Origin of the sequence: Allopontixanthobacter sediminis, assembly GCF_009828115.1 — a bacterium.
Taxonomy (GTDB): Bacteria; Pseudomonadota; Alphaproteobacteria; order Sphingomonadales; family Sphingomonadaceae; genus Allopontixanthobacter; species Allopontixanthobacter sediminis.
In genome coordinates this window covers 26,571-46,460 of record NZ_WTYL01000004.1, presented here as the reverse complement: position 1 = coordinate 46,460, position 19,890 = coordinate 26,571, and the positions used below count along the sequence as shown (strand labels likewise).

General features: G+C 63.8%; 15 protein-coding genes. 8 read left to right on the top strand and 7 right to left on the bottom strand.

The window, feature by feature from the left end:
• The first annotated feature begins 63 nt into the window (after positions 1-63).
• The gene (crtD, locus tag GRI65_RS13915) at positions 64-1,623 is read left to right on the top strand and encodes a 1-hydroxycarotenoid 3,4-desaturase CrtD (RefSeq protein WP_160757194.1); all 1,560 of its coding nucleotides are present in this window, start codon (positions 64-66) and stop codon (positions 1,621-1,623) included.
• The gene (locus GRI65_RS13910; protein ID WP_332872668.1) at positions 1,512-2,459 is read left to right on the top strand and encodes a hydratase; all 948 of its coding nucleotides are present in this window, start codon (positions 1,512-1,514) and stop codon (positions 2,457-2,459) included. Before crtD ends, GRI65_RS13910 begins: the two co-directional genes overlap by 112 nt.
• 6 nt (positions 2,460-2,465) lie before the next feature.
• Here GRI65_RS13910 and GRI65_RS15160 read toward each other — a convergent pair whose 3' ends face one another.
• The 4 genes from GRI65_RS15160 to GRI65_RS13895 are packed head-to-tail and all read right to left on the bottom strand — an operon-like array spanning position 2,466 to position 6,230.
• Positions 2,466-2,639: a hypothetical protein gene (locus tag GRI65_RS15160; protein WP_202391347.1), complete on the bottom strand. Its 174-nt coding sequence runs from the start codon at positions 2,637-2,639 to the stop codon at positions 2,466-2,468.
• On the bottom strand, positions 2,639-3,544 hold the full coding sequence (gene bchO / locus GRI65_RS13905) for an alpha/beta fold hydrolase BchO (protein ID WP_160757192.1): 906 nt from the start codon (positions 3,542-3,544) through the stop codon (positions 2,639-2,641). Before bchO ends, GRI65_RS15160 begins: the two co-directional genes overlap by 1 nt.
• Complete coding sequence (locus GRI65_RS13900) at positions 3,541-5,232, bottom strand: magnesium chelatase subunit D (protein WP_332872663.1); 1,692 nt, start codon at positions 5,230-5,232, stop codon at positions 3,541-3,543. The genes bchO and GRI65_RS13900 overlap by 4 nt, the downstream gene beginning before the upstream one ends.
• A complete protein-coding gene (locus tag GRI65_RS13895; protein WP_160757191.1) occupies positions 5,229-6,230 on the bottom strand; it encodes an ATP-binding protein in 1,002 nt (333 codons plus the stop codon). Before GRI65_RS13895 ends, GRI65_RS13900 begins: the two co-directional genes overlap by 4 nt.
• On the opposite strand from GRI65_RS13895, the gene GRI65_RS13890 reads away from it, so the two are divergent.
• The 3 genes from GRI65_RS13890 to GRI65_RS13880 are packed head-to-tail and all read left to right on the top strand — an operon-like array spanning position 6,205 to position 10,066.
• Positions 6,205-8,301: a DUF3604 domain-containing protein gene (locus tag GRI65_RS13890; RefSeq protein ID WP_232844190.1), complete on the top strand. Its 2,097-nt coding sequence runs from the start codon at positions 6,205-6,207 to the stop codon at positions 8,299-8,301. The genes GRI65_RS13895 and GRI65_RS13890 overlap by 26 nt on opposite strands.
• Positions 8,298-9,089 (top strand): peptidyl-prolyl cis-trans isomerase, encoded by a 792-nt coding sequence (locus tag GRI65_RS13885; protein ID WP_160757190.1) that lies wholly within the window; start codon positions 8,298-8,300, stop codon positions 9,087-9,089. The genes GRI65_RS13890 and GRI65_RS13885 overlap by 4 nt, the downstream gene beginning before the upstream one ends.
• Positions 9,086-10,066, top strand: coding sequence for a HupE/UreJ family protein (locus GRI65_RS13880; protein ID WP_160757189.1), 981 nt, complete (start codon positions 9,086-9,088; stop codon positions 10,064-10,066). Before GRI65_RS13885 ends, GRI65_RS13880 begins: the two co-directional genes overlap by 4 nt.
• Before the next feature lie 3 nt (positions 10,067-10,069).
• On the opposite strand, the gene GRI65_RS13875 is transcribed toward GRI65_RS13880, so the two are convergent.
• From GRI65_RS13875 to GRI65_RS13865, 3 genes are all read right to left on the bottom strand, one after another.
• Complete coding sequence (locus GRI65_RS13875) at positions 10,070-10,510, bottom strand: hypothetical protein (protein ID WP_160757188.1); 441 nt, start codon at positions 10,508-10,510, stop codon at positions 10,070-10,072.
• Between the two features lie 109 nt (positions 10,511-10,619).
• The gene (locus GRI65_RS13870) at positions 10,620-12,146 is read right to left on the bottom strand and encodes an MFS transporter (protein ID WP_160757187.1); all 1,527 of its coding nucleotides are present in this window, start codon (positions 12,144-12,146) and stop codon (positions 10,620-10,622) included.
• A gap of 127 nt (positions 12,147-12,273) precedes the next feature.
• Positions 12,274-13,314, bottom strand: a complete 1,041-nt coding sequence (locus tag GRI65_RS13865; protein ID WP_160757186.1) for a LacI family DNA-binding transcriptional regulator — start codon at positions 13,312-13,314, stop codon at positions 12,274-12,276.
• A 305-nt stretch (positions 13,315-13,619) separates the two neighbouring features.
• On the opposite strand from GRI65_RS13865, the gene GRI65_RS13860 reads away from it, so the two are divergent.
• The 3 genes from GRI65_RS13860 (at position 13,620) to GRI65_RS13850 (ending at position 19,884) form a co-directional block, all read left to right on the top strand.
• Positions 13,620-16,373: a TonB-dependent receptor gene (locus tag GRI65_RS13860; protein ID WP_160757290.1), complete on the top strand. Its 2,754-nt coding sequence runs from the start codon at positions 13,620-13,622 to the stop codon at positions 16,371-16,373.
• A gap of 119 nt (positions 16,374-16,492) precedes the next feature.
• Positions 16,493-18,037 (top strand): tryptophan halogenase family protein, encoded by a 1,545-nt coding sequence (locus tag GRI65_RS13855; RefSeq protein WP_160757185.1) that lies wholly within the window; start codon positions 16,493-16,495, stop codon positions 18,035-18,037.
• Positions 18,034-19,884 carry an alpha-amylase family glycosyl hydrolase gene (locus GRI65_RS13850; protein WP_160757184.1) on the top strand — a complete coding sequence of 617 codons (1,851 nt, stop codon included), beginning with the start codon at positions 18,034-18,036 and terminating at the stop codon, positions 19,882-19,884. The genes GRI65_RS13855 and GRI65_RS13850 overlap by 4 nt, the downstream gene beginning before the upstream one ends.
• Positions 19,885-19,890 lie beyond the last annotated feature (6 nt).

Genomic DNA, 19,890 nt, shown 5'->3' with positions numbered 1-19,890 from the left:
CAAGCGAATGGACGTGTGGTAGAGGTTCGTCAAATCGAAACTCGCAGACGGGTCGGGGAGAGCGTGACGGAAACACCGACAGTCATCATCGGGGCAGGCGTTGGGGGGCTCGCCAGCGCGGCGTTGCTCTCGGCTCGCGGTGTTCCGGTGATCGTGCTGGAAAAAGAACCCGCCGCGGGCGGCAAAATCCGCCAGCTGGATGTAGACGAGTCCCCGATCGACGCCGGGCCGACCGTGTTCACCATGGGCCCGGTGATCGATGCAATCTTCGAAAGCGCCGGCGCGTCGACCGGAGATTATCTGACCCTCTCACCGGCAGATACCTTGGCGAGACATGCATGGGACGAACATGGCCATCTCGACCTGTTCAGCGATCACGAAAAGAGCGTGGAGGCCATCGGTGATTTCGCCGGGGCGAAAGCCGCCGCTGGGTTTCGCAGCTTCTCTCAGGAAGCGAAGAAGATCTTTGACATCCTCGACCGGCCCTTCTTGCAGGACAGCAAGACTTATCCGCCGGGGCTGATGTGGAGGATCGGATTGTGGCGGATGGGGTCGTTGCTGGCGATCCGGCCCTACGAGAGCTTATGGAAAGTCCTCGGCGAACATTTCACCGATCCGCGTTTGCGGCAATTGTTCGGTCGCTACACGACCTATTGCGGGTCATCACCGTTCAAGACGCCCGCCACGCTGATGCTGATCGCACATGTCGAGTCGCAGGGCGTCTGGAAAATCGACGGAGGGATGAACGCTCTGGCCAAGGGGCTGGAAGCGGTCGCGCGCAAGAACGGAGCGCGTTTTCGCTACGGCGCAAAGGTGGACGAAATCCGTGTGACGCGCGGAAGGGTCAGCGGCGTACGGCTCGAAAGCGGTGAAGAAATTTCCACGCAATCGGTCATTTGCAACGCGGACCCCTCCGCCCTCGGCGCCGGAATGTTCGGCCGGGAAGCGCAAAAAGCGGCCAGTGCAGTCCGGCCAAAAGACCGTTCCCTGTCCGCGATGGTCTGGCTGGCGAAGGGCAAGGCGCAGGGCTTCCCCCTCGGACATCACAACGTCTTCTTCTCCGGTGACTACCCCGCCGAGTTCAGGGATATCGGCGCGGGCTGCGTGCCGGCGGGTCCGACTGTCTACCTCTGCGCGCTCGACCACGGCCCTGATAACACGCCCGATGCGGCCACCAGCCAGCGCTTCCAGATCATCGTCAACGCGCCGGCCAATGGCGACACCCATACGTATACCGCCGAGGAGAAGGACCAATGCACGTCGAAGATGCTGAGCCGGCTGCGCGCCTGCGGGTTGGAGCTGGAAACGCCCCTGCCCCACCAGCTGGTCACGCCCAACGATTTCTCGAAACTCTTCCCGGCGACCGGCGGGGCGCTTTATGGTCGAGCCTCGCACGGGTGGGCGGCCTCCTTCCTCCGGCCCGGATGCCGGACGAGGATCCGTGGGCTCTATTGCGCGGGCGGGGCGACCCATCCTGGCGCGGGCGTCCCGATGGCCGCCTTGTCGGGGAAATTGGCGAGCGAAGCCGTGTTGTCCGACCGAATTTCGACACGGTCGTCCCGCCGCAGGGATACCGCTGGTGGTATGTCGATGCGATCAGCGATGACGGGTCCTTCGGGCTGACGATCATCGCCTTCATCGGCAGCGTGTTCTCCCCTTATTACCGTAAATCCGGCCGAAACATCCCGCTCGATCACAGCTGTCTAAACGTTGCGCTGTATGGCCGCGGCGGGGCGCGCTGGGTGATGACCGAGCGCGGCCAGTCGGACACCGTTCAGCATCGCGACGCAGTGCAGATCGGGCCGAGTTCGATGCGGTGGGACAATGACCGGCTGATCATCGAGATCGAGGAGCGTGATATCCGCCTCGGCATTCCCTGGCGGCGACGGGTTGCCGGCCGGATCGTACTGACACCGGAGGTCCTGAACTCCCGCTCGTTCAAGCTCGACGTCGAAGGCAAGCATAACTGGCACACCATCGCCCCGCGCGCACGGATTGATGTCCGGATGGAGCGGCCCGACGTGACGTGGTCTGGCAGCGCCTATCTCGACGGCAATCACGGCAGCGAACCGATCGAGGACGGCTTTCGGGACTGGCACTGGTCGCGCGCGCATGCGGGGGAGGACGTGGCGGTGATCTATGAAGGCAACCGGCGCGATGGCAGCCATTTCGGCAGCGCGCTGCGGTTCGACAAGACCGGTACCCCGCACGAGGAGGAACTGCCGCTGGTCGCGCCATTGCCCGCGACATTATGGGGCATGAAGCGTCAGACCCGGGCGGACCGCGGCCATGCATCGGTTATCAAGACCTGGGAGGATTCGCCGTTCTATGCCCGCTCGACGCTGGCCATGCGGATTTTCGGCAAGAAGGTGATGGCGGTGCAGGAAAGCATCTCGCTCGACCGGCTGGTCAACCCGGTCATCCAGTTCATGCTGCCGTACAAGATGCCGCGAGAATAGGGGCGGTCAATCGCCCTCCGCCTCGGTCCCGGTCTGGGCGTCCCGGGCCGCGGCCTTTTCCTTGTCCTTGGCAATCTCGCGGTTCACCGACCACAATTGCCAGAATCCGATGCCGAGCGCGACCGCGCTGGTGAAGATGATCTCTACCCAGCCAAGATTGTCGAACGCGCCCTGTTCCATCACCCCGCCTCCCGTTCAGTCATGTCGGCCACGAATGCGCCGATCATCTGCGCAACCTGCTCCGGTCGTTCCTCATGCGCAAGATGCCCTACCCCCTTTAACTCCTCGAAGGTACAGCGCGGGATCAGGTCGGCGGCACCCTTGACGGCAGAGCGGGGAATAGCCGTATCGCCTGCCGCATGGACTAGCAGGACAGGCCCGGTCAGTTCCTGCATCCGCGCCTGCAGCGGCTCCAGACGCCAGCTGGCCATCATCCGGATCGCGCCGTCACAATGCCCCGAACGGCTCATCAGGATTTCGTACTGCTTCAGGCCGGCCCGGTCGATGGTGGAACCGGTCGCCTTGCCGAGGAACCGCTCCACGGCGCCGGGATAGCGCGCCATCCGGGCGAAAATCTGCGACACCAGCGGGTTGGTGAACAGCATCTTGGCAAGCTGCGGAAACAGTTTCGCGGCAAGCCCCGGGAACGGCATCAGCGCCGGGTTGAGGCCAACCAGCGGGACCTTCCAGCCCCGATCCAGCATCATCTGCATCCCGATTGCCGCGCCGGCCGAGTGACCCACTATCAGATCGGGTCTGGCGTCCAATTCGTCGAGCAGGGCAACGATCGAGCCGGCCATCAGCGGCAAGGTGACCCGCCGTTTGAAATTCGGGCGGGTGAAGCCATGTCCCGGCAAATCCATCGCGATGACACGGAAATCCTGTGCCAGCCGCGGCATCAGGTCGCGCCAGCTGTGGGTGGCGGCGCCGGTGCCGTGGATTAGCACGCACACCGGCGCGGTCGGATGGTCCGGTCCCATGGACTGCACGTGCCAATGGTAGCCATCCGCCTCGACGAATTGACTGGCGGCGCGGTTGGGCCAGTTTCGTCCGTCCGTGTTCCAGTCGGGATAGCGCCCGCTCATGCCCGCGCACCTTCGCCAACACTCTCGATCGCGTCGACCATAGCTGCGCTGCCCGCACGCGGCAGTGCGAGATAGCGGCCGCCCAATTCGCTGGCGAGCTGCGCCGCCTCCTCGCGGGGCCGGGGGGAGATATCGATCACGATCGACTGGTGGCCCGTCGCCGCGACACGTTTGCTTACCTCACTGACCTCCCGCATGGCGGTAGACCGGTCAGCGTCTCCCGCGAGCGTCACATTGGCCTTGCCGTCGGTCAGGATTGCTATCGTCGGAGTCTGCCCGCGCTTGGACGACGCGTCGGCCATCATCAGCGCTTCAAGCAGGCCGGCCGCAAGCGGAGTCCCCCCTCCGCCCGGCAAGGCACCGAGAGCGCGGCGGGCGCGGGTCAACGAGCGTGTCGGCGGCAGGAGGATTTCCGAACCCGACTGGCGAAATGCGATCAGAGCGACTTGTGAGCGCTTCACATGCGCCTGCGCCAGCATCAGTTCGACCGCGCCCTTGGCTTCTGCGAGCCGCGACAGGGCCGACGACCCCGACGCATCGACCGCGAAGATGGTCAGGCTTTCCCGGCGCTGTTCGTAATGGCGGATCCGCAAATCCGACTTGCGAATATGGAGCGTCTGTTTGCTGCCCGAACCGGCGCGCCGCGCGCCTTGCCACGGGGCGGCTGCGCGCAGCGTATCGATCAGCGCAAGTTTCCGCCCGTCGCCCGGAATGCCCGGCTTCGATCCGAGCGGACGCCCCCGTTTTGAGGATTTTTCTTTCTGGCCCGAACTGCCCGTCCGGCCGCCCGCCGACCGCAGCGTACCGCGATCGATCCCGTCGAGTATATGCTGCGGGATGGAGGCGGCGGCGGCTTCGATCAGCAGGTCATCCAGGGAGACATCCTGCTGTCGCTGCTCTTCCGATTGGCCCGAATCCTCTCCGGGCTGATCCGGTTCGGCGGGTGGCGGGGGAGCGGGTTCCGCCACCTCTGGCCGCCGGGTCGCCCGCGGCGCAAGCACCAGCCGGATGGCCGTTTCGAAATCCTCCGTCCGTACCATACCGGCCTCGGCGAGTGCGGCGCTCGCCCGCGCGCTTTGTTCCGCCATCAGCACCGGCCGCATTGAATGTATCCCCAGCGCAGCCGCCGTCGCCGCGAGCGCCTGACGCTGATGCTTGGAAGGCGCGCGGGCGGGCCGCCATGGTGCCTCCTGCCCATCAAGTTCGAAATCGAGGGTGCGTACCGCCGTCAAGTCGCAGTGGAACGCGGCACGTTCGCGCAGAACAGCGGGTGGGGCTTCGTCCACCTCAATCCCGTCATCGAGCAGGATCACCGCGACCTCACGGTGGTCCATTGCCTGCGCCAGATGCGCGGCAATATCCGGTGCAATCCGCTCCGCCATGCTGACGATCACCACCCCGCCCGCAGCCCGCGCCAGCAGCCCCGGACGCAGAACCGCACGTCCACGGCTGAGCGTTTCGGTCAGGTCCAGCCCGCCGAGCAATTGTTCGGTATCGACGTTGATCGGCATTCGCAGGACCGGGCCTTGTTTGGCCAGTTGGGCGGTCATCAAATCAAGCAGCCGGTCCCGAACCGGGCCATATCCACGCAGGACAATCCCGCCGAATTTCATGGGGTGCAAAGTGAACAGCTGCGCTGCAAGCAGGCTGTCGGCCATTGCCGGGTCGGCGGCAGGCCCCTCCTTCACCCCGGCAGTTCTTCCAGCGCCATTTCAATCCGCACCGTCGATCCCGTTTCGTCCAGCACGTCGCGCCGCAGACGGTGACGCAAAGCCAGCGGCGCGAGCGTGCGGAGGTGGTCCATGGTCACCGAACCCGCGCCTTCCAGTGCGGCCAGCGCCCGCGCGGCGCGCATCAGCGTCAGTTCGCCGCGCAGCCCGTCCGCGCCGACCATCTGGCACAGGGTCGCAGTACTGCGCATGATCTTGGCCGAAGTCTTGACCTTCGGCAGGGCTTTCTTGGCCAGTTCGATATTCCGCAGGACCTTGGCGTCTTCGCTCTTCCATTTGGCGGCGAATTTGACTGCATCGCGTTCCTGCGCGTCGCAGCGGCGCATGATTTCGACCCGGTCGTCGATACTGTCGGGCGTGCGCACCTCCACCGACAGGCCGAAGCGGTCGAGCAACTGCGGGCGGAGTTCGCCTTCTTCCGGATTGCCGCTGCCGATCAGCACGAAGCGCGCCTTGTGCCTTACGCTCAGCCCGTCGCGTTCCACCAGGTTCTCCCCCGATGCGGCGACATCGAGCAACAGGTCGACGACATGGTCTTCGAGCAGATTGATTTCGTCGATATACAGGAACCCGCGGTGCGCCTTGGCCAGCAGGCCCGGTTCGAAATGCTTTTCGCCCGCCGCCAGCGCTTTTTCCAGATCGAGTGTCCCAAGCACCCGGTCTTCCGTCGAGCCGAGCGGCAAGTCCACGAAAGGGACCGCTATCTTGCGCACCCGCTTGCTGCTGCAGGCATCGGGACAGGTTCCGGCATTTTCCGGTTCACAATTATACCGGCATCCCTCGACCGCCCGGATGGGCGGCAAGGTTCCGGCCAGCGCGCGGGCGGCGGTGGATTTGCCGGTGCCGCGATCGCCGAAGATCATCACCCCGCCGATCCGCGCATCGACCGCCGCGACCATGAGGGCCAGTTTCATCTCACGCTGCCCGACGATGGCGCTGAACGGAAATACAGACATCGCGGTTGTCTATCACACGCGCGCGGCGCCGCAAGCGCGGCTTGTGGTCACCCATCCCCGTCGATCAGTCTTGACCTGCAACCTGTTTCTGCCGCACGCTGTGCCCGCCTACCGGAAAATCGGCGGCGCGGCTGTCAAGGGCGGGGAAAACGGGATGGGCAAGATCAAGGTAATCGCTGCGGTCGGCGCTGTCGCCGTAGTCCTGGCAGCGGGCGGATACTGGCTTTCCCGCCCCGCCGTGATCGATCCCGCCGAAGTTGCCGAGGCCGAAGCGGCCATCGCACTGACCGAGTTTCCCGAGACTGTCCTGTGGGGCGATACCCACCTCCACACCGACAATTCGATTGACGCATTTGGCTTCGGCGTACGCCTTGGGCCTGAGGACGCACTCAAATTCGCGCGCGGTGATGAAGTCACCTCGACCACCGGTATCAAGGCGAAGCTCGCGCGTCCGCTCGATTTCCTGGTGATCGCCGATCACAGTGATGGCCTCGGGGTCATGCGCCGCATTTACGACGCGCCGCGCATTGCGATCCGCGATGAAACGCTGCGCCGCTGGTATGACATGATGCACGAATCCCCGCAGCAATCGGCCCGTGCGACGGCGGAACTCATTTCTGCCGCGGGAGCAGGCACTTTGCCGGAAGCCATGATGGACCCCGAGCGCCGCGAAGAGACCGCGACCGATATCTGGAACGACCAGCTCCGGGTGCTCGACCGCTATTACCGTCCCGGCAAATTTACCCCGCTCGCCGGGTTCGAATACACCTATCAGCCGGACGGCAACAATCTTCACCGGGTGGTCATGTTCCGCGACGGGATCGAACGGACGTCGAAGGTTCTGCCCTACCCCGGCCTGACCGAAGAAATCGGCGGCTTGTTCGATTACATGGATGCCTACGAGCAGGCGACCGGCGGCAAGGTGCTGGCTATCCCGCACAATTCCAACCTGTCCAACGGGCTGATGTTCGAGCTAACCGATGCGGGTGGCGGGCCGATGTCGGCCGAATACGCGCGGCGGCGCGCAAGCCGCGAACCGGTGGTGGAAGCAACCCAGATCAAGGGCGATAGCGAAACGCATCCGTTTCTTTCGCCCAACGACGAATTTGCGGATTTCGGCAAGAAGGGCTGGGATATCGGCAATCTGACGCTGTCGCGGGCGAAGGCCGATCCGATGTATGCGGGCGAGTACCTCCGCGAGGCGTTGAAGCGCGGCCTGTCGATCGAGCAACGGACCGGGGTAAATCCGTACAAGTTCGGGATGATCGGTTCGACCGACAGCCACACCTCGCTCGCCACCGGGGACGAGGACAATTTCTTCGGCAAGCACACCGGCAACGAACCGAGCGCAGCCCGCGCCAACGCCCCGCAGAACCTCGGGACGCAGGTCGGCCGGTTCGGCTGGAACTATCTCGCCGGTGGCTACGCGGCGGTCTGGGCCCGGGCCAACACCCGCGCGGAAATTTTCGACGCGATGATGCGGCGGGAAGTCTATGCCACCACGGGCCCGCGCATGGTTGTACGGTTTTTCGGCGGTTTCGATTTCACCGACAACGCGTTCGAGGGAAACTGGGTGCGCGCCGGCTACAAGAACGGCGTGCCGATGGGCGGCGAACTGGTGGACGGCGGCAAGGCGCCTCGGTTCCTGGTATCGGCGCTGAAGGATCCGGACGGGGCGCATCTCGACCGGGTGCAGATCATCAAGGGGTGGACCGCGGCGGACGGCACGGCGCGCGAAAAAGTCTACGATGTTGTCTGGTCCGACAATGCCAGGCGCCGTCCGGTAAACGGCAAGGTGCCCGCGGTCGGCGATACGGTGGACCGGGCCAAGGCAAGCTACACCAACTCCATCGGCGCGCCCGAATTGCGCGCGGTCTGGACCGACCCCGATTACCGGGCCGGCGAGCGGGCGTTCTACTACGTCCGGGTGCTGGAAATTCCCACGCCGCGCTGGCCGCTGTTCGACGCCCTGCGCTTCGACATGACCCTTTCCCCCGAGGCGGTGGATGATGCCGTGGCGCAGGAACGGGCCTACAGCTCGCCGATCTGGATCGGGCCGCCCGCCAGATGACGCTGCCCGCCTGGACCCGCGAGCCGATCGTGCATTTCCTGGCCGCGGCGGCCGCGCTGTTCCTCTATTTTGCATGGGTGGGCGAACCGGCCGATCCCGCCAGCAGGACGATCACGGTTACGCGTGAGGACCGCGCGGCGATGGCCCTGCAGTGGGAGCGCACCATGCAGCGCCCGCCGACCGATGCGGAACTGGATGCTCTGGTGGAGATTTTCCTGCGCGAGGAAGTGCTCTACCGCGAGGCGATCCGCCTTGGCCTCGACCGGGACGACACCGTGGTGCGTAAACGTCTCGCCAACAAGATGGACTACCTTGCGGCAAGCATGGCGGAAACCGCGGTTGTATCGGACGACGTACTGGCCGAGTGGCTGGCGCAATATCCCGAACGTTTTGCACCCGACGTGCGCTACAGTTTCGACCAGATGTATTTCGCGGAGCGCGCCGCGGCGGCAGCGGCGCTGACAAGTGCGCCAACGAACGGAGAATCAATTTCGCTGCCGTCCGCCTTCGAAAATGCATCTCGCAGCGAAGTGGAGGGCAGGCTCGGCCGCGCTTTCACGGCCACCCTCGACACCCTGGAACCCGGAAGCAAATGGGCTGGCCCGGTTGCCTCCGGCTTTGGCTGGCACGTTGTCCGGCTCCGGGCGCGAGAGATCGGCAAGGCGCCAACGCTGGCCGAAATTCGCGGCGAAGTCGAAGCCGACTGGCGCGGCAGCACGGAAGCGCAGCGCAAGAAAGACGCCTACGAATTGCTGCGCGGCGCATACCGGGTGACGGTGCAGAAATGAGAGCGCTGGCCGCATTGTTCCTGATGCTGCTGTGGATGCCCGGCACGGCAAGCGCCGATGAACTGCGGCCCGGCTACCTCGAAATGAGCGAGCAGCGCGCCGGGGACTGGCGGATTGCGTGGAAGCTCCCGCTTGCCCAGCCGCCGACCAGTGCAATCCCGGTACCTACCTTGCCGCGATCCTGCCGCTACCGGGAAGAACCGCAGCAGGGCTTCGTCGGCGGGGCGATCATCGGTAGCGGGCAGGTATCCTGCGCTGGCGGCGTGACAGGCGGAACGGTTACGGTGCCTGCACTGTCCGGACCGGGCGACATGCTGGTCCGGCTGGCACCGCTGGACCAGCCGGTCCAGGTCCACCGGCTGACCGCTGCAACGCCCGCGGCAACCGTCACGGGACCGGCAAGCACGTGGCAAGTCCTGCAGAGTTATTTCGTGATCGGCGTGGAGCATATCCTTGCCGGGTGGGACCACTTGCTGTTCGTCATCGCGCTGGTCCTGTTGCTGCGAACCCCGCGCGCGGTGGTGGTGGCGGCGACGGCTTTCACGCTGGCCCATTCGGTCACCCTGGCCGCGGCGGCTCTGGGCTTTCTGTCGATGCCGCAGAAACCGGTCGAGGCGCTGATCGCGCTGTCGATCGTGTTCATGGCCGTGGAAATCTTGCGAAAATCCAGAACCGTTCCCAGCCTCACCCTGCGCTTTCCATGGGTGATCGCACTGCTGTTCGGGCTACTTCACGGCTTCGGCTTCGCGGGCGCGCTGAGCGCAATCGGTTTGCCGGAAGGGGACATCGTTCCGGCATTGCTGGCGTTCAATATTGGCGTCGAGGCTGGGCAGATCCTGGTGGTCTTCGCCGTTCTCGGGTTGCTCGCCGCAGTCCGCAGGCTATCCCAGCCAGCTCTGCAGACCGGGATCCGGCTCGCGTCCTATGCCATCGGGATCACCGGGGCTTACTGGCTGCTGGACCGCATCCTCGTCTGAAGCTCAGCCGACGCTCTCGATAGTACCCAGAACCCGTCCCTCGCAGGTTATCGAGATGGAACGGTAACGCGCCGCCGCGGCGGGTCCGGAATAGCTCACCTCCCGCGTGTCGAGCACCTGGGTAACCATCCCGGCGGGCGCATTTGCCAGCAGCCGCAATTCGAAAGCCGGGACAGCTGACCGGTCAAGCCGGCCCGCTTCCCACGCGAAGGTGTACCCCGGCGTGGGCATGGTGACTCGCCCGGTGATGGTCAGCTGGTTACGATCCGGACTTCCCGGCACGGGAGCTATAGTTGCGGCCCAGCCCTCGCTTTCAATGACCGGGCAATCGTCTGCAGTCTGCATCTCATCCGGATCCTGGATAGCTGCTTCGTCAGAAGGTGTGGTGCACGCACAAAGCACGATGGTGCTGGCGGCTGCGAGGACAAATGCGGAATGTTGCATATGCGCTGTACCCTTGTTGCTGGTCGGCTTCGGTGCCGGACATGGCAATAGTACCATCGAGCCGACCGTTAGTGCCCAATGGTGTTCCAGCAATGGCCAAGTGCAGACCCTATTGCATCCGGCGCGGGGGAATGGCCGCGGCGACCCGCTGCATCGCGATCGCCGCGACGAGGAAGGCGCAGGCGGCGAACAGCATCGTCCAGACCGGCTCGTTCGGGAAAAATATCTTCATGATCGATCCCATGATCGTTGCGACCAGCAATTGCGGAACCACGATGAAGATGTTGAACAAGCCCATGTAGATGCCGAGTTTGCGCTGCGGCAGGTTCGACGCGAGAATGGCGTAGGGCATGGCGAGGATCGAGGCCCAGGCGATCCCGATGCCGATCTCGCACACAATCAACGCATAGGCATCACGCAACACGAAAAAGCCGAGGAAACCCAGCGCGCCCAGTACCAGGCATATCGAGTGCGTGGTGACCTGCCCGAATTTTCGCGACAGCACCGGCAGCAAGGCGAGTGCAGCGATGGCGGCGACACCGTTATAGACGGTGAACAGTACATTCACCCAGTTGGCGCCTTCATTGTAGGCCGCGCTGGCCGTGTCGGTGCTGCCGAAGACGTATTGCGTGACCACCGGCGTGGTGTTGATCCACATGATGAACAGCGCGGACCAACTGAAGAACTGCACGACGGCAAGGCGCTTCATCACGTCCGGCATGCCCGAAAAATCCCCGACGATGGAAGACAGCATGTTGGCGGTCTTCCCCCGTCTGGACAGGCTGATCGCAAATCCACTGAGCAATCCGTAGACCACCAGCAGGCCGCCAAGCAGGAACACTTCCTTCTCCAGCGACAGCGGGCCGACCGCCGCCGCGACGGCGATCCCGAGCGCGATCCAGACCATGGGGGAATAATAGGTCTTGTCCGCCAGCGCGCGGGCGGGGCCGGTTTCGTCCACCAGTGCCGGGCCTTCGAAGGTCGCTACTTCCTCGGGGCTGTATTCCGTGGTGGTCACGACCGTCCACAATACGGCGCAGAACAGCGCGATCGCGCCGAACCAGAAACTGAACTTCACGGTGTCCGGCAATTCGCCCGCGGCGGCAACGTTCGAGACTCCGAACTGTTCAAGGAAAAACGGAAAGATCGACCCGACGACCGCGCCGGTTCCGATGAAGGCGGTCTGGACGGCATAGCCCGCGCTGTGCTGGTCGGTCCCCAGCATGTCGCCAACAAAGGCGCGGAACGGCTCCATCGAAATGTTGAGCGAAGCGTCGAGCATCCACAGCATGGCAGCGGCAAACACCAGCGGGGCGGCGATCAGCGGTGCCAGCGGCATTGCCAGCAGCGCCGCCGCGGCCAGCACCGCGCCCACCAGGAAATACGGTCGCCGCCGGCCAAGGCGGGTCCAGGTCCGGTCCGAAAAATGGCCGACGATCGGCTGAACGATCAGGCCGGTCAGCGGCGCCGCAGCCCACAGCCACGGAAGATCGTCCATGCTTGCTCCGAGCGTCTGGAACACGCGGCTCATATTGGCATTCTGCAGGGCAAAGCCGATCTGGATACCGAAAAAGCCGAAGCTGATGTTCCACAGGCCCCAGAAACTTTGCCGTGGCTTCGCGCGCAGTTGATCCATCCTCAGGCCCTTCCCTTCACCTTGGCGAACTTCTGCCGCCATTCAGGTTGCACGGCTGGCACGCCCGGTGGCCCGCGACAAGTTGCATACGAATGTGATGAAATTGAAGGGACCGGACCCAAGGGCCCTAGACGGCCCCGGAGGTGCTCGCCCGGACGATCAGCTGGGCGGGCAAGGTCCTTGCGGGCCGCGGCGTATTCTCGATCTGGGCGATCAGCGTATCGACCAGCAGTGCGCCCGCATTCCTGGTGTCCTGCATCAGGGTCGTCAGCGGCGGCGTGGTCACGCTCGCGGTCGAGATATCGTCGAAACCAACCACCGCGACATCCTCCGGGACCGCCAGGCCCGCTTCCGCCAACGCCCGCAAGGCGCCGATCGCGATCAGATCACTGCCGGCGAACAAGCCGTCAAACGGGGTCTCGCGGGCCAGCAGTGCGCGAGCTGCACAGTAGCCTTCTTCCTCGGTTGTCAACGCATCCAGCCGCAGCCGTTCGTCGAACCCCAGCCCGGCCTGGTCCAGCGCATCGCGCAAACCGCGATAGCGATCGGCGAATTCGGGATAATGTTCATCCGCCTGCCCCAGAAATGCGATCTTCCTGCGCCCCTGGGCAATCAGGTGTTCGCCCGCCAATCGGCCAGCCCCGAAATTATCAGAGCCAACCGTCGCGCCGATATTGTCGTCCCCGACCGAACCCCAGCGCACGAAATGCGTACCCTGCCGCACGAGCTGTTCCAGCCGGCTTTCGTATAATGCGTAATCCCCGTATCCCAGCAGGATCAGCCCGTCGGCGCGGTGGCTGTCCTGGTAGCGGACGTGCCAGTCATCCTCCATCCGCTGGAATGATATCAGCAAGTCGAGGCCGCAGGTGGCGCAGTGGCGGGTGATCGAACCGAGCATCGCCAGGAAAAACGGATTGATCATGCTCTGGTCGGGAGTGGGATCTTCGAACAGCAGAAGCGCCAGCGTGTTCGACCGCTGCGAGCGCAGGGAAGAAGCGTTCTTGTCGACCGTGTAGTTGAGTTCCCGCGCGATCTGCTCGATCTTCTCGCGCGTGGCCGCGCTGACCGACTTGTCTCCGCGTAAGGCACGGCTGACGGTTGGCTGGGAAACGCCCGCCAGATAGGCAATATCAAAGCTGGTCGGCTTTCCCGTGGGCAATCTACCCATTTCTCACTCCCGCGTTCTTTCTAGCACGAATTGTCGCGGCCTACGAAAGCTATATTGCGGCCATTTTATCGCATCATGGGATGATGCAAATGCGTGACACTCGGCCATGCTGCGCTGCACAAACATACGTATGCTGGCTATCGCAGCGCCATTTTTACCTCCTAAGACACTCTCGAAAAGCAGCCGCCCCCGGGCCGGACAGGCTTTCCAATGAGAACAAGCAGGCCGTTAACAACACGGTGGGACTGGGAGACGACGACGTGGTAAAACGTAATTTTCTGACGAACGGAATCAGTGGATCGGCCATGGCGCTCGCGCTGGCTGGCGGCTTTGGACAGTCCGCCGCAATCGCGCAGGACGCCGCCGAACCGGTAGTGAACGAAGCGGCAACGGAAGACGAAAGCGAAGACGAGGATGTCATCGTGGTGTCCGGTTTCCGGGCCAGCCTGGAATCTTCGGTCAACGAAAAACGCCGTTCGGACCTTATTTTGGAATCGGTGACCGCCGAAGACATCGGCAAGCTGCCTGACGATTCCATTGGCGAATCCATTGCCCGCCTGCCGGGCGTGACCTCGCAGCGGCTGAACGGCCGCGCCAACGTCATCGCGATCCGCGGTCTTGGTCCGGACTTCTCGCAGACGCTGCTCAACGGCCGCGAACAAACCTCCACCGGCGACAACCGCGCCGTTGAATTCGACCAGTACCCATCCGAGGTGGTCAATCAGGTCGTAGTCTACAAATCGCCTTCGGCAAGCCTGGTCGGACAAGGCCTCGTTGGTACGATCGACGTGCGCACCATCCGTCCGCTCGAAGCCGGCAAGCAGATCTTCGCCATTGGTGCCAAGGGTTCCTACGCCGATCTGGGCGCGCTCAACGCCGGGTCGAAGGAATTCGGCTACCGCGCCAACGCCACATACGTGGACCAGTTCGCGGACGACACCATCGGTATCGCGCTGGCCGCGGCCTACACCGACGAGCCGTACCAGCTGCAGGAATTCAACGCCTGGGGCTATGGCGGGGGCGGCACACCCGGCAGCCCGTTCGTGATCGGCGGATCGAAGAGCTTCGTCACCTCGACCCAGCTCAAGCGGTTCGGCGTCAACGGCACCTTTCAGGCTGAGGTTACCCCGACCCTGACGCTGACAGTCGATGGGTTCTATTCCAACTTCGATGACGATTCCACCAAGCGCGGTATCGAATTGCCGCTCGGCTTCGGCGCGTTCGGGACGACTTTCGATCCCGCCACGGCCACGACCACCCCGACCGAGTTCGGCGATTTCGCGTCCTCCGGCACATTCCAGAACGTGCAGGGCGTGGTCCGCAACGACGTGTTCCAGCGCAAGGCGGACCTCTATTCCGGCGGTCTTAACCTCGAATACGAAGGCGAAGACGGCTGGAGCGCGTTCTTCGATTTCGGATATTCGCGCACCGACCGGAACGAACTCAGCATCGAAAGCTATTCCGGTACCGGTTTCAACTGGGACGATCCGAACCGGGTGGGTGACGAATTCGCGGCGGGCGATCCCACCGACACCATCGGGTTCAATTCCGGCACGACCGGTACCGTGTTCAGCCCGACCCTGGATTACAGCGATCCGTCGCTCATTTTCCTGACCGATCCGCTTGGCTGGGGCGGCAGCCTGACCGTTCCGCAGGCCGGCTATTACAACAACCGGATCCTGGAAGACGAACTGAAGCAGTACCGCCTCGGCGTCGAGAAGGAACTCGACGGTTTCTTGAGCGCGGTTAAATTCGGCTTAGCCTATACCGACCGCGCCAAAAGCCTGACCCCGGACGAATCCCTGATCCGCCTGGCGGGCGGCGCGACCGAACTCGCGATCCCGTCCAGTGCTTTGCTGGAGCCGACCAATCTCGATTACCTCGGGCTCGGTCCCATCGTCAGCTACGATCCGCGCGGCCTGATTGCCGACGGAACATACGTGCTGGAAATCAACACTTCGAACGACATCCCGGCCAAGGCCTACCGGATTTCGGAAAAGCTGATGACGGCTTACCTGCAGGTCGATCTCGACAAGGAAATCGGGACAGGCGTCCTCACCGGTAACTTCGGTGTCCAGGCGATCGCGACCAACCAGAAGTCATCAGGCATTGCATTTGCGGACGGCCAGCGCGTCGACGTTACGCTGGGTGATGATTTCTGGGATGTCTTGCCCAGCCTCAACCTCTCCTACCGGCTCGCCAGCGACTGGGTGTTCCGCCTCGCCGCATCGCGCCAGATCCAGCGCCCGCAACTCGACGATCTCCGGTCCGCCATCGGCTACAGCGTGATTACCGCGATCGACGACCAGAGCCCGACCGGCCTCTACCCATACATCTCGGGCGGCGGCGGCAACCCGCTGCTGCGACCCTACCGCGCCAACGCAGTCGACTTCAACGTCGAGAAATACTTCGCCAACGGTGCCGGGGTCATCGCGCTGCAACTGTTCTACAAGGACATCGTCAGCTACATCGACGCATCGCAGACGGTGTTCGATTACGCAGGGCTGCCAATCCCCGTGGGCCAGACGCCGGCCACGACCATTGGCCTGCTCAATTCCGAGATCAACACCGGCGGCGGCGATTTCTATGGTGCGGAAATCTCTGCAACCGTGCCCTTCGACGCCTTCTTCTCGTTCCTGGAAGGCTTCGGTGCGACCGGCGGGGTTGGTTACACCAAGACCAAGATCAAGGATGCGAACGACAATGTCGACGTGATCCCGGGGTACTCGAAGTGGGTCGCGAACGGCACGCTCTATTACGAACGCGGCGGCTTCAACGCTCGCGGAAGTGCGCGCTACCGTTCGCAGTTCCTCGCCGACTTCACCGGTTTCGGCGGGACTCCGACCCGCCGCCTGGCACGGGCCGAAACCATCATCGATGCGCAGATCGGCTATGATTTCGACAGCGGCGCACTCGAAGGTCTGTCGGTTTATCTCCAGGGCCAGAACCTGACCAACACGCCCTTCGTGTCGCAATTCGATGTGCCCGTGCCGGAAGCGGTGATCGACAACCAGGAATACGGCCGCCGCTTCCTGGCTGGTTTCACCTACAGGTTCTGATCTATTGAAGAAGGGGCGGCGCGCGGACAGCTTTCCGGCAGTCCGCGACCGCCCCTTGTTTTCGGGCTGGCATTCCGGCGAGCGGAACATTTTGCAAATCGGGATTTTTGGGACGGTACATGGATGAAGGGCGTAAACAGCGTATCATCATAGTCGGCGGCGGGACTGCCGGCTGGATGGCGGCGGCAGCCCTCGCGCGCTTCACCGACCGGGCCATTACGCTGGTCGAATCCGAGGCCATCGGCACCGTCGGGGTGGGGGAGGCAACGATCCCGCAACTTCGCCTGTTCAACGCCGGGCTCGGGATCGACGAAGCGGAGTTTCTTCGCGAAACCCGAGGCAGCTTCAAACTGGGGATCGAATTCGCAGGCTGGTCGTGCGACAGCAGCCGCTACATGCATGCGTTCGGCAGCGTGGGCCAGGGCGCGGGCCTGCTGCCGTTCCACCAATATTGGCTCCGCGCCCATGCGTCCGGCATCGCCGAGGAACTCGGCCGCTATTCGCTCAACGAAACCGCCGCGAGGGCCGGCAAAATGCAGATCTGGCGGCCCTCGCCGGGCGCCCAAGCACCCGACATGCCGTGGGCCTATCATTTCGACGCCGGTCTTTATGCCGCCTATCTCCGCCGGTATTGCGATGCGCGCGGGGTAACCCGGGTCGAAGGTACCGTGAGCCGCGCCGAAAAGTCACCGGATGGCGGCACCCTGACCGGGATATTGCTCGACGACGGCACCTCCATCTCCGGCGATTACTTCATCGACTGCAGCGGTTTTAGGGCATTGCTGATTGAGGGCGCGCTGGGGTCCGAACTTGAAGACTGGTCGCAATGGCTGCCCTGCAACCGCGCGGTCGCGGTTCCCTGCGCCGGCACCGGGGAATTCACGCCCTACACCCGCTCGACTGCGACCAGAGCCGGCTGGCGCTGGCGCATTCCGCTGCAGCACCGGATCGGCAACGGGCACGTCTACTGCAGCAGCTTCATGTCCGATGACGAGGCAGCGGCAAACCTGCTCGATAATCTTGACGGCGCTGCGCTGGACGAACCGCGGGTGCTGCGGTTCACCACCGGCATGCGGCGCACGCAATGGTCGGGCAACTGCCTCGCGCTGGGTCTGGCGGCGGGGTTCATGGAGCCGCTGGAATCGACTTCGATCCACCTCGTCCAGTCGGCCATCGCCCGGTTCCTAGGCATGCTGCCGGGATCGGTACCGCAGCCTGCCCTGATCGACGAATTCAACCGTCAGGCCAGCTTTGAATGGACCAGTATCCGCGATTTCCTGATCCTGCCCTATCACGCGAACGGCCGCGTGGGCGAACCATTCTGGGATGCCTGCCGCGCCGCCGAAGTGCCGGAAACCCTGCAGCGGAAGATCGGTCAATTCCGCGCCGCCGGCTTCGTCCACCGCGAGTATGAGGAACTGTTCACCGATGCTGGCTGGGTTCAGGTCATGATCGGCCAAGGCATCTGGCCGGATCACTGGCATCCGATCGCCGACACCGTTCCCGAAAGCGACCTCGCCGCGATGATGACGGTGCTTGAGCAACGCCATGTCCAGACGGCGGCAAAAATGTCCGACCATGCCCCATTCTTGCGGGCGTATTGCGCGCCCGCCGTATCTCCCTCCCCCGGCCCGAGCGGCGAACTCAGGAAAATTCCTTCATGATCCGCACCGCTGCATTTCTGCTGACTGCCCTTTCACTCGGCGCCGCTGCTTGCGCGCAGACTCCGCCGCCTGCAGCCGCCGCTCCGGTATCGGAATCCGGTTTCCGCGACCGGCTGCCCGAAGACGAGGTGATCTATTTCGTCCTGCCCGACCGGTTCGCGAATGGCGACACGGCCAACGACCTCGGCGGTTACAAGGCGGACCGGCTGACCAGTGGCTACGATCCCGAACACAAGGGTTTCTACCATGGCGGCGACCTGGCCGGTCTTACGGGGAAACTGGATTATATTCAGGGCATGGGCGTGACCGCCGTGTGGTTCGCGCCGATCTTCAAGAACAAGCCGGTCCAGGGTCCCAAGGGCGATGAAAGCGCAGGTTATCATGGCTACTGGGTCACCGACTTTACCCAGGTCGATCCGCATTTCGGGACCAATGCCGAATTCAAGGCGTTTGTCGACGCCGCCCACGCCCGCGGGATGAAGGTCTATATGGACATCATCACCAACCACACCGCCGACGTGATCCGTTACCGCGAAGGCGACGCGGCACAATACGCCTATCGCAGCCTGGGCGAATACCCCTACTCCACCCGCGACGGTGTGAACGGGGCGGCCATCAATCCCGGCTTCCTGGGCCATGAAGTCGACACACCGGAAAACTGGGCCAAGCTGACCGATCCCGCCTATGCCTACACCCCGTACGTTCCGCGCGGCGAGGAACAGGTGAAGATGCCCGCATGGCTTAACGATCCGCAATATTACCACAACCGGGGCGACACGTTCTGGGTCGGCGAGAGCGCGGTGTTCGGTGATTTCGCCGGGCTCGATGACCTGTTTACGGAGCATCCCCGTGTCTTGGCCGGGATGATCGATATCTATGGCAGCTGGATTGACCGCTTCGGGATCGACGGGTTTCGCATCGACACCGCCAAGCACGTCAATCCCGAATTCTGGGACGCGTTCGTTCCCGCCATGACCCAGCGCGCCGCCGCGGCGGGGATACCCAATTTCCACATGTTCGGCGAAGTCGCCACGCAGGATGTCGATCCGGCGCTGCTGGCGCGCTGGACCCGGATTTCCGCACTGCCAACTAACCTCGACATGGCGTTCGCCGCGGCGGCGCAGGGGATCGTGTCCGGGAAGATGCCGCCCGCCGCGATGGCCCGGATGCTGGAAGATGACCCGCTGTACCAAGGCGGTGCGAAAACCGCGCTGCGCCTGCCGACGTTCCTCGGCAACCACGATTTCGGCCGCTTCTCGATGTTCGTGAAGCAGGCCAATCCGGGTGCGGACGAGGAAGAATTGCTGCAGCGGCTGATGCTCGGCAACGCGCTGCTGATCGGGCTGCGCGGCGTGCCGGTGATCTATTACGGCGACGAACAAGGCTTCGTGTCGGACGGCAACGACCAACTAGCGCGGGAGGACATGTTCGAAAGCCGTGTGGCCGCGTATAATGACAACGATCTGATCGGCAGCGATGCCACGACAGCCCAGGACAATTTTGACCCTTCCCATCCGCTGTACCGGCAGATCGCCGCGCTGGCCGAGCTCAGGGCGGACAATCCGGCCCTGCGTTACGGCGAAACCGTGATCCGCGATTACGATACCGAGCCGGGCCTGCTCGCGGTGACGCGGCACGATCCCGCCAGCGGCCAGCGCATCCTGCTGGCGTACAACAGCAGCGCGTCCGCGATCACGCGCGCCGTTGCGATCGACTACCGATCGGGGGGGATCAATCCGCTGGCAGGGCAATGCCCCGCCGCCCTCGCCGCCCCCGGCTCGGCAGTGATTACCCTGCCGCCATTCGGCTATGCGATCTGCGAACTGACCGGCAAGGCGGGGGGCTGACCCGGT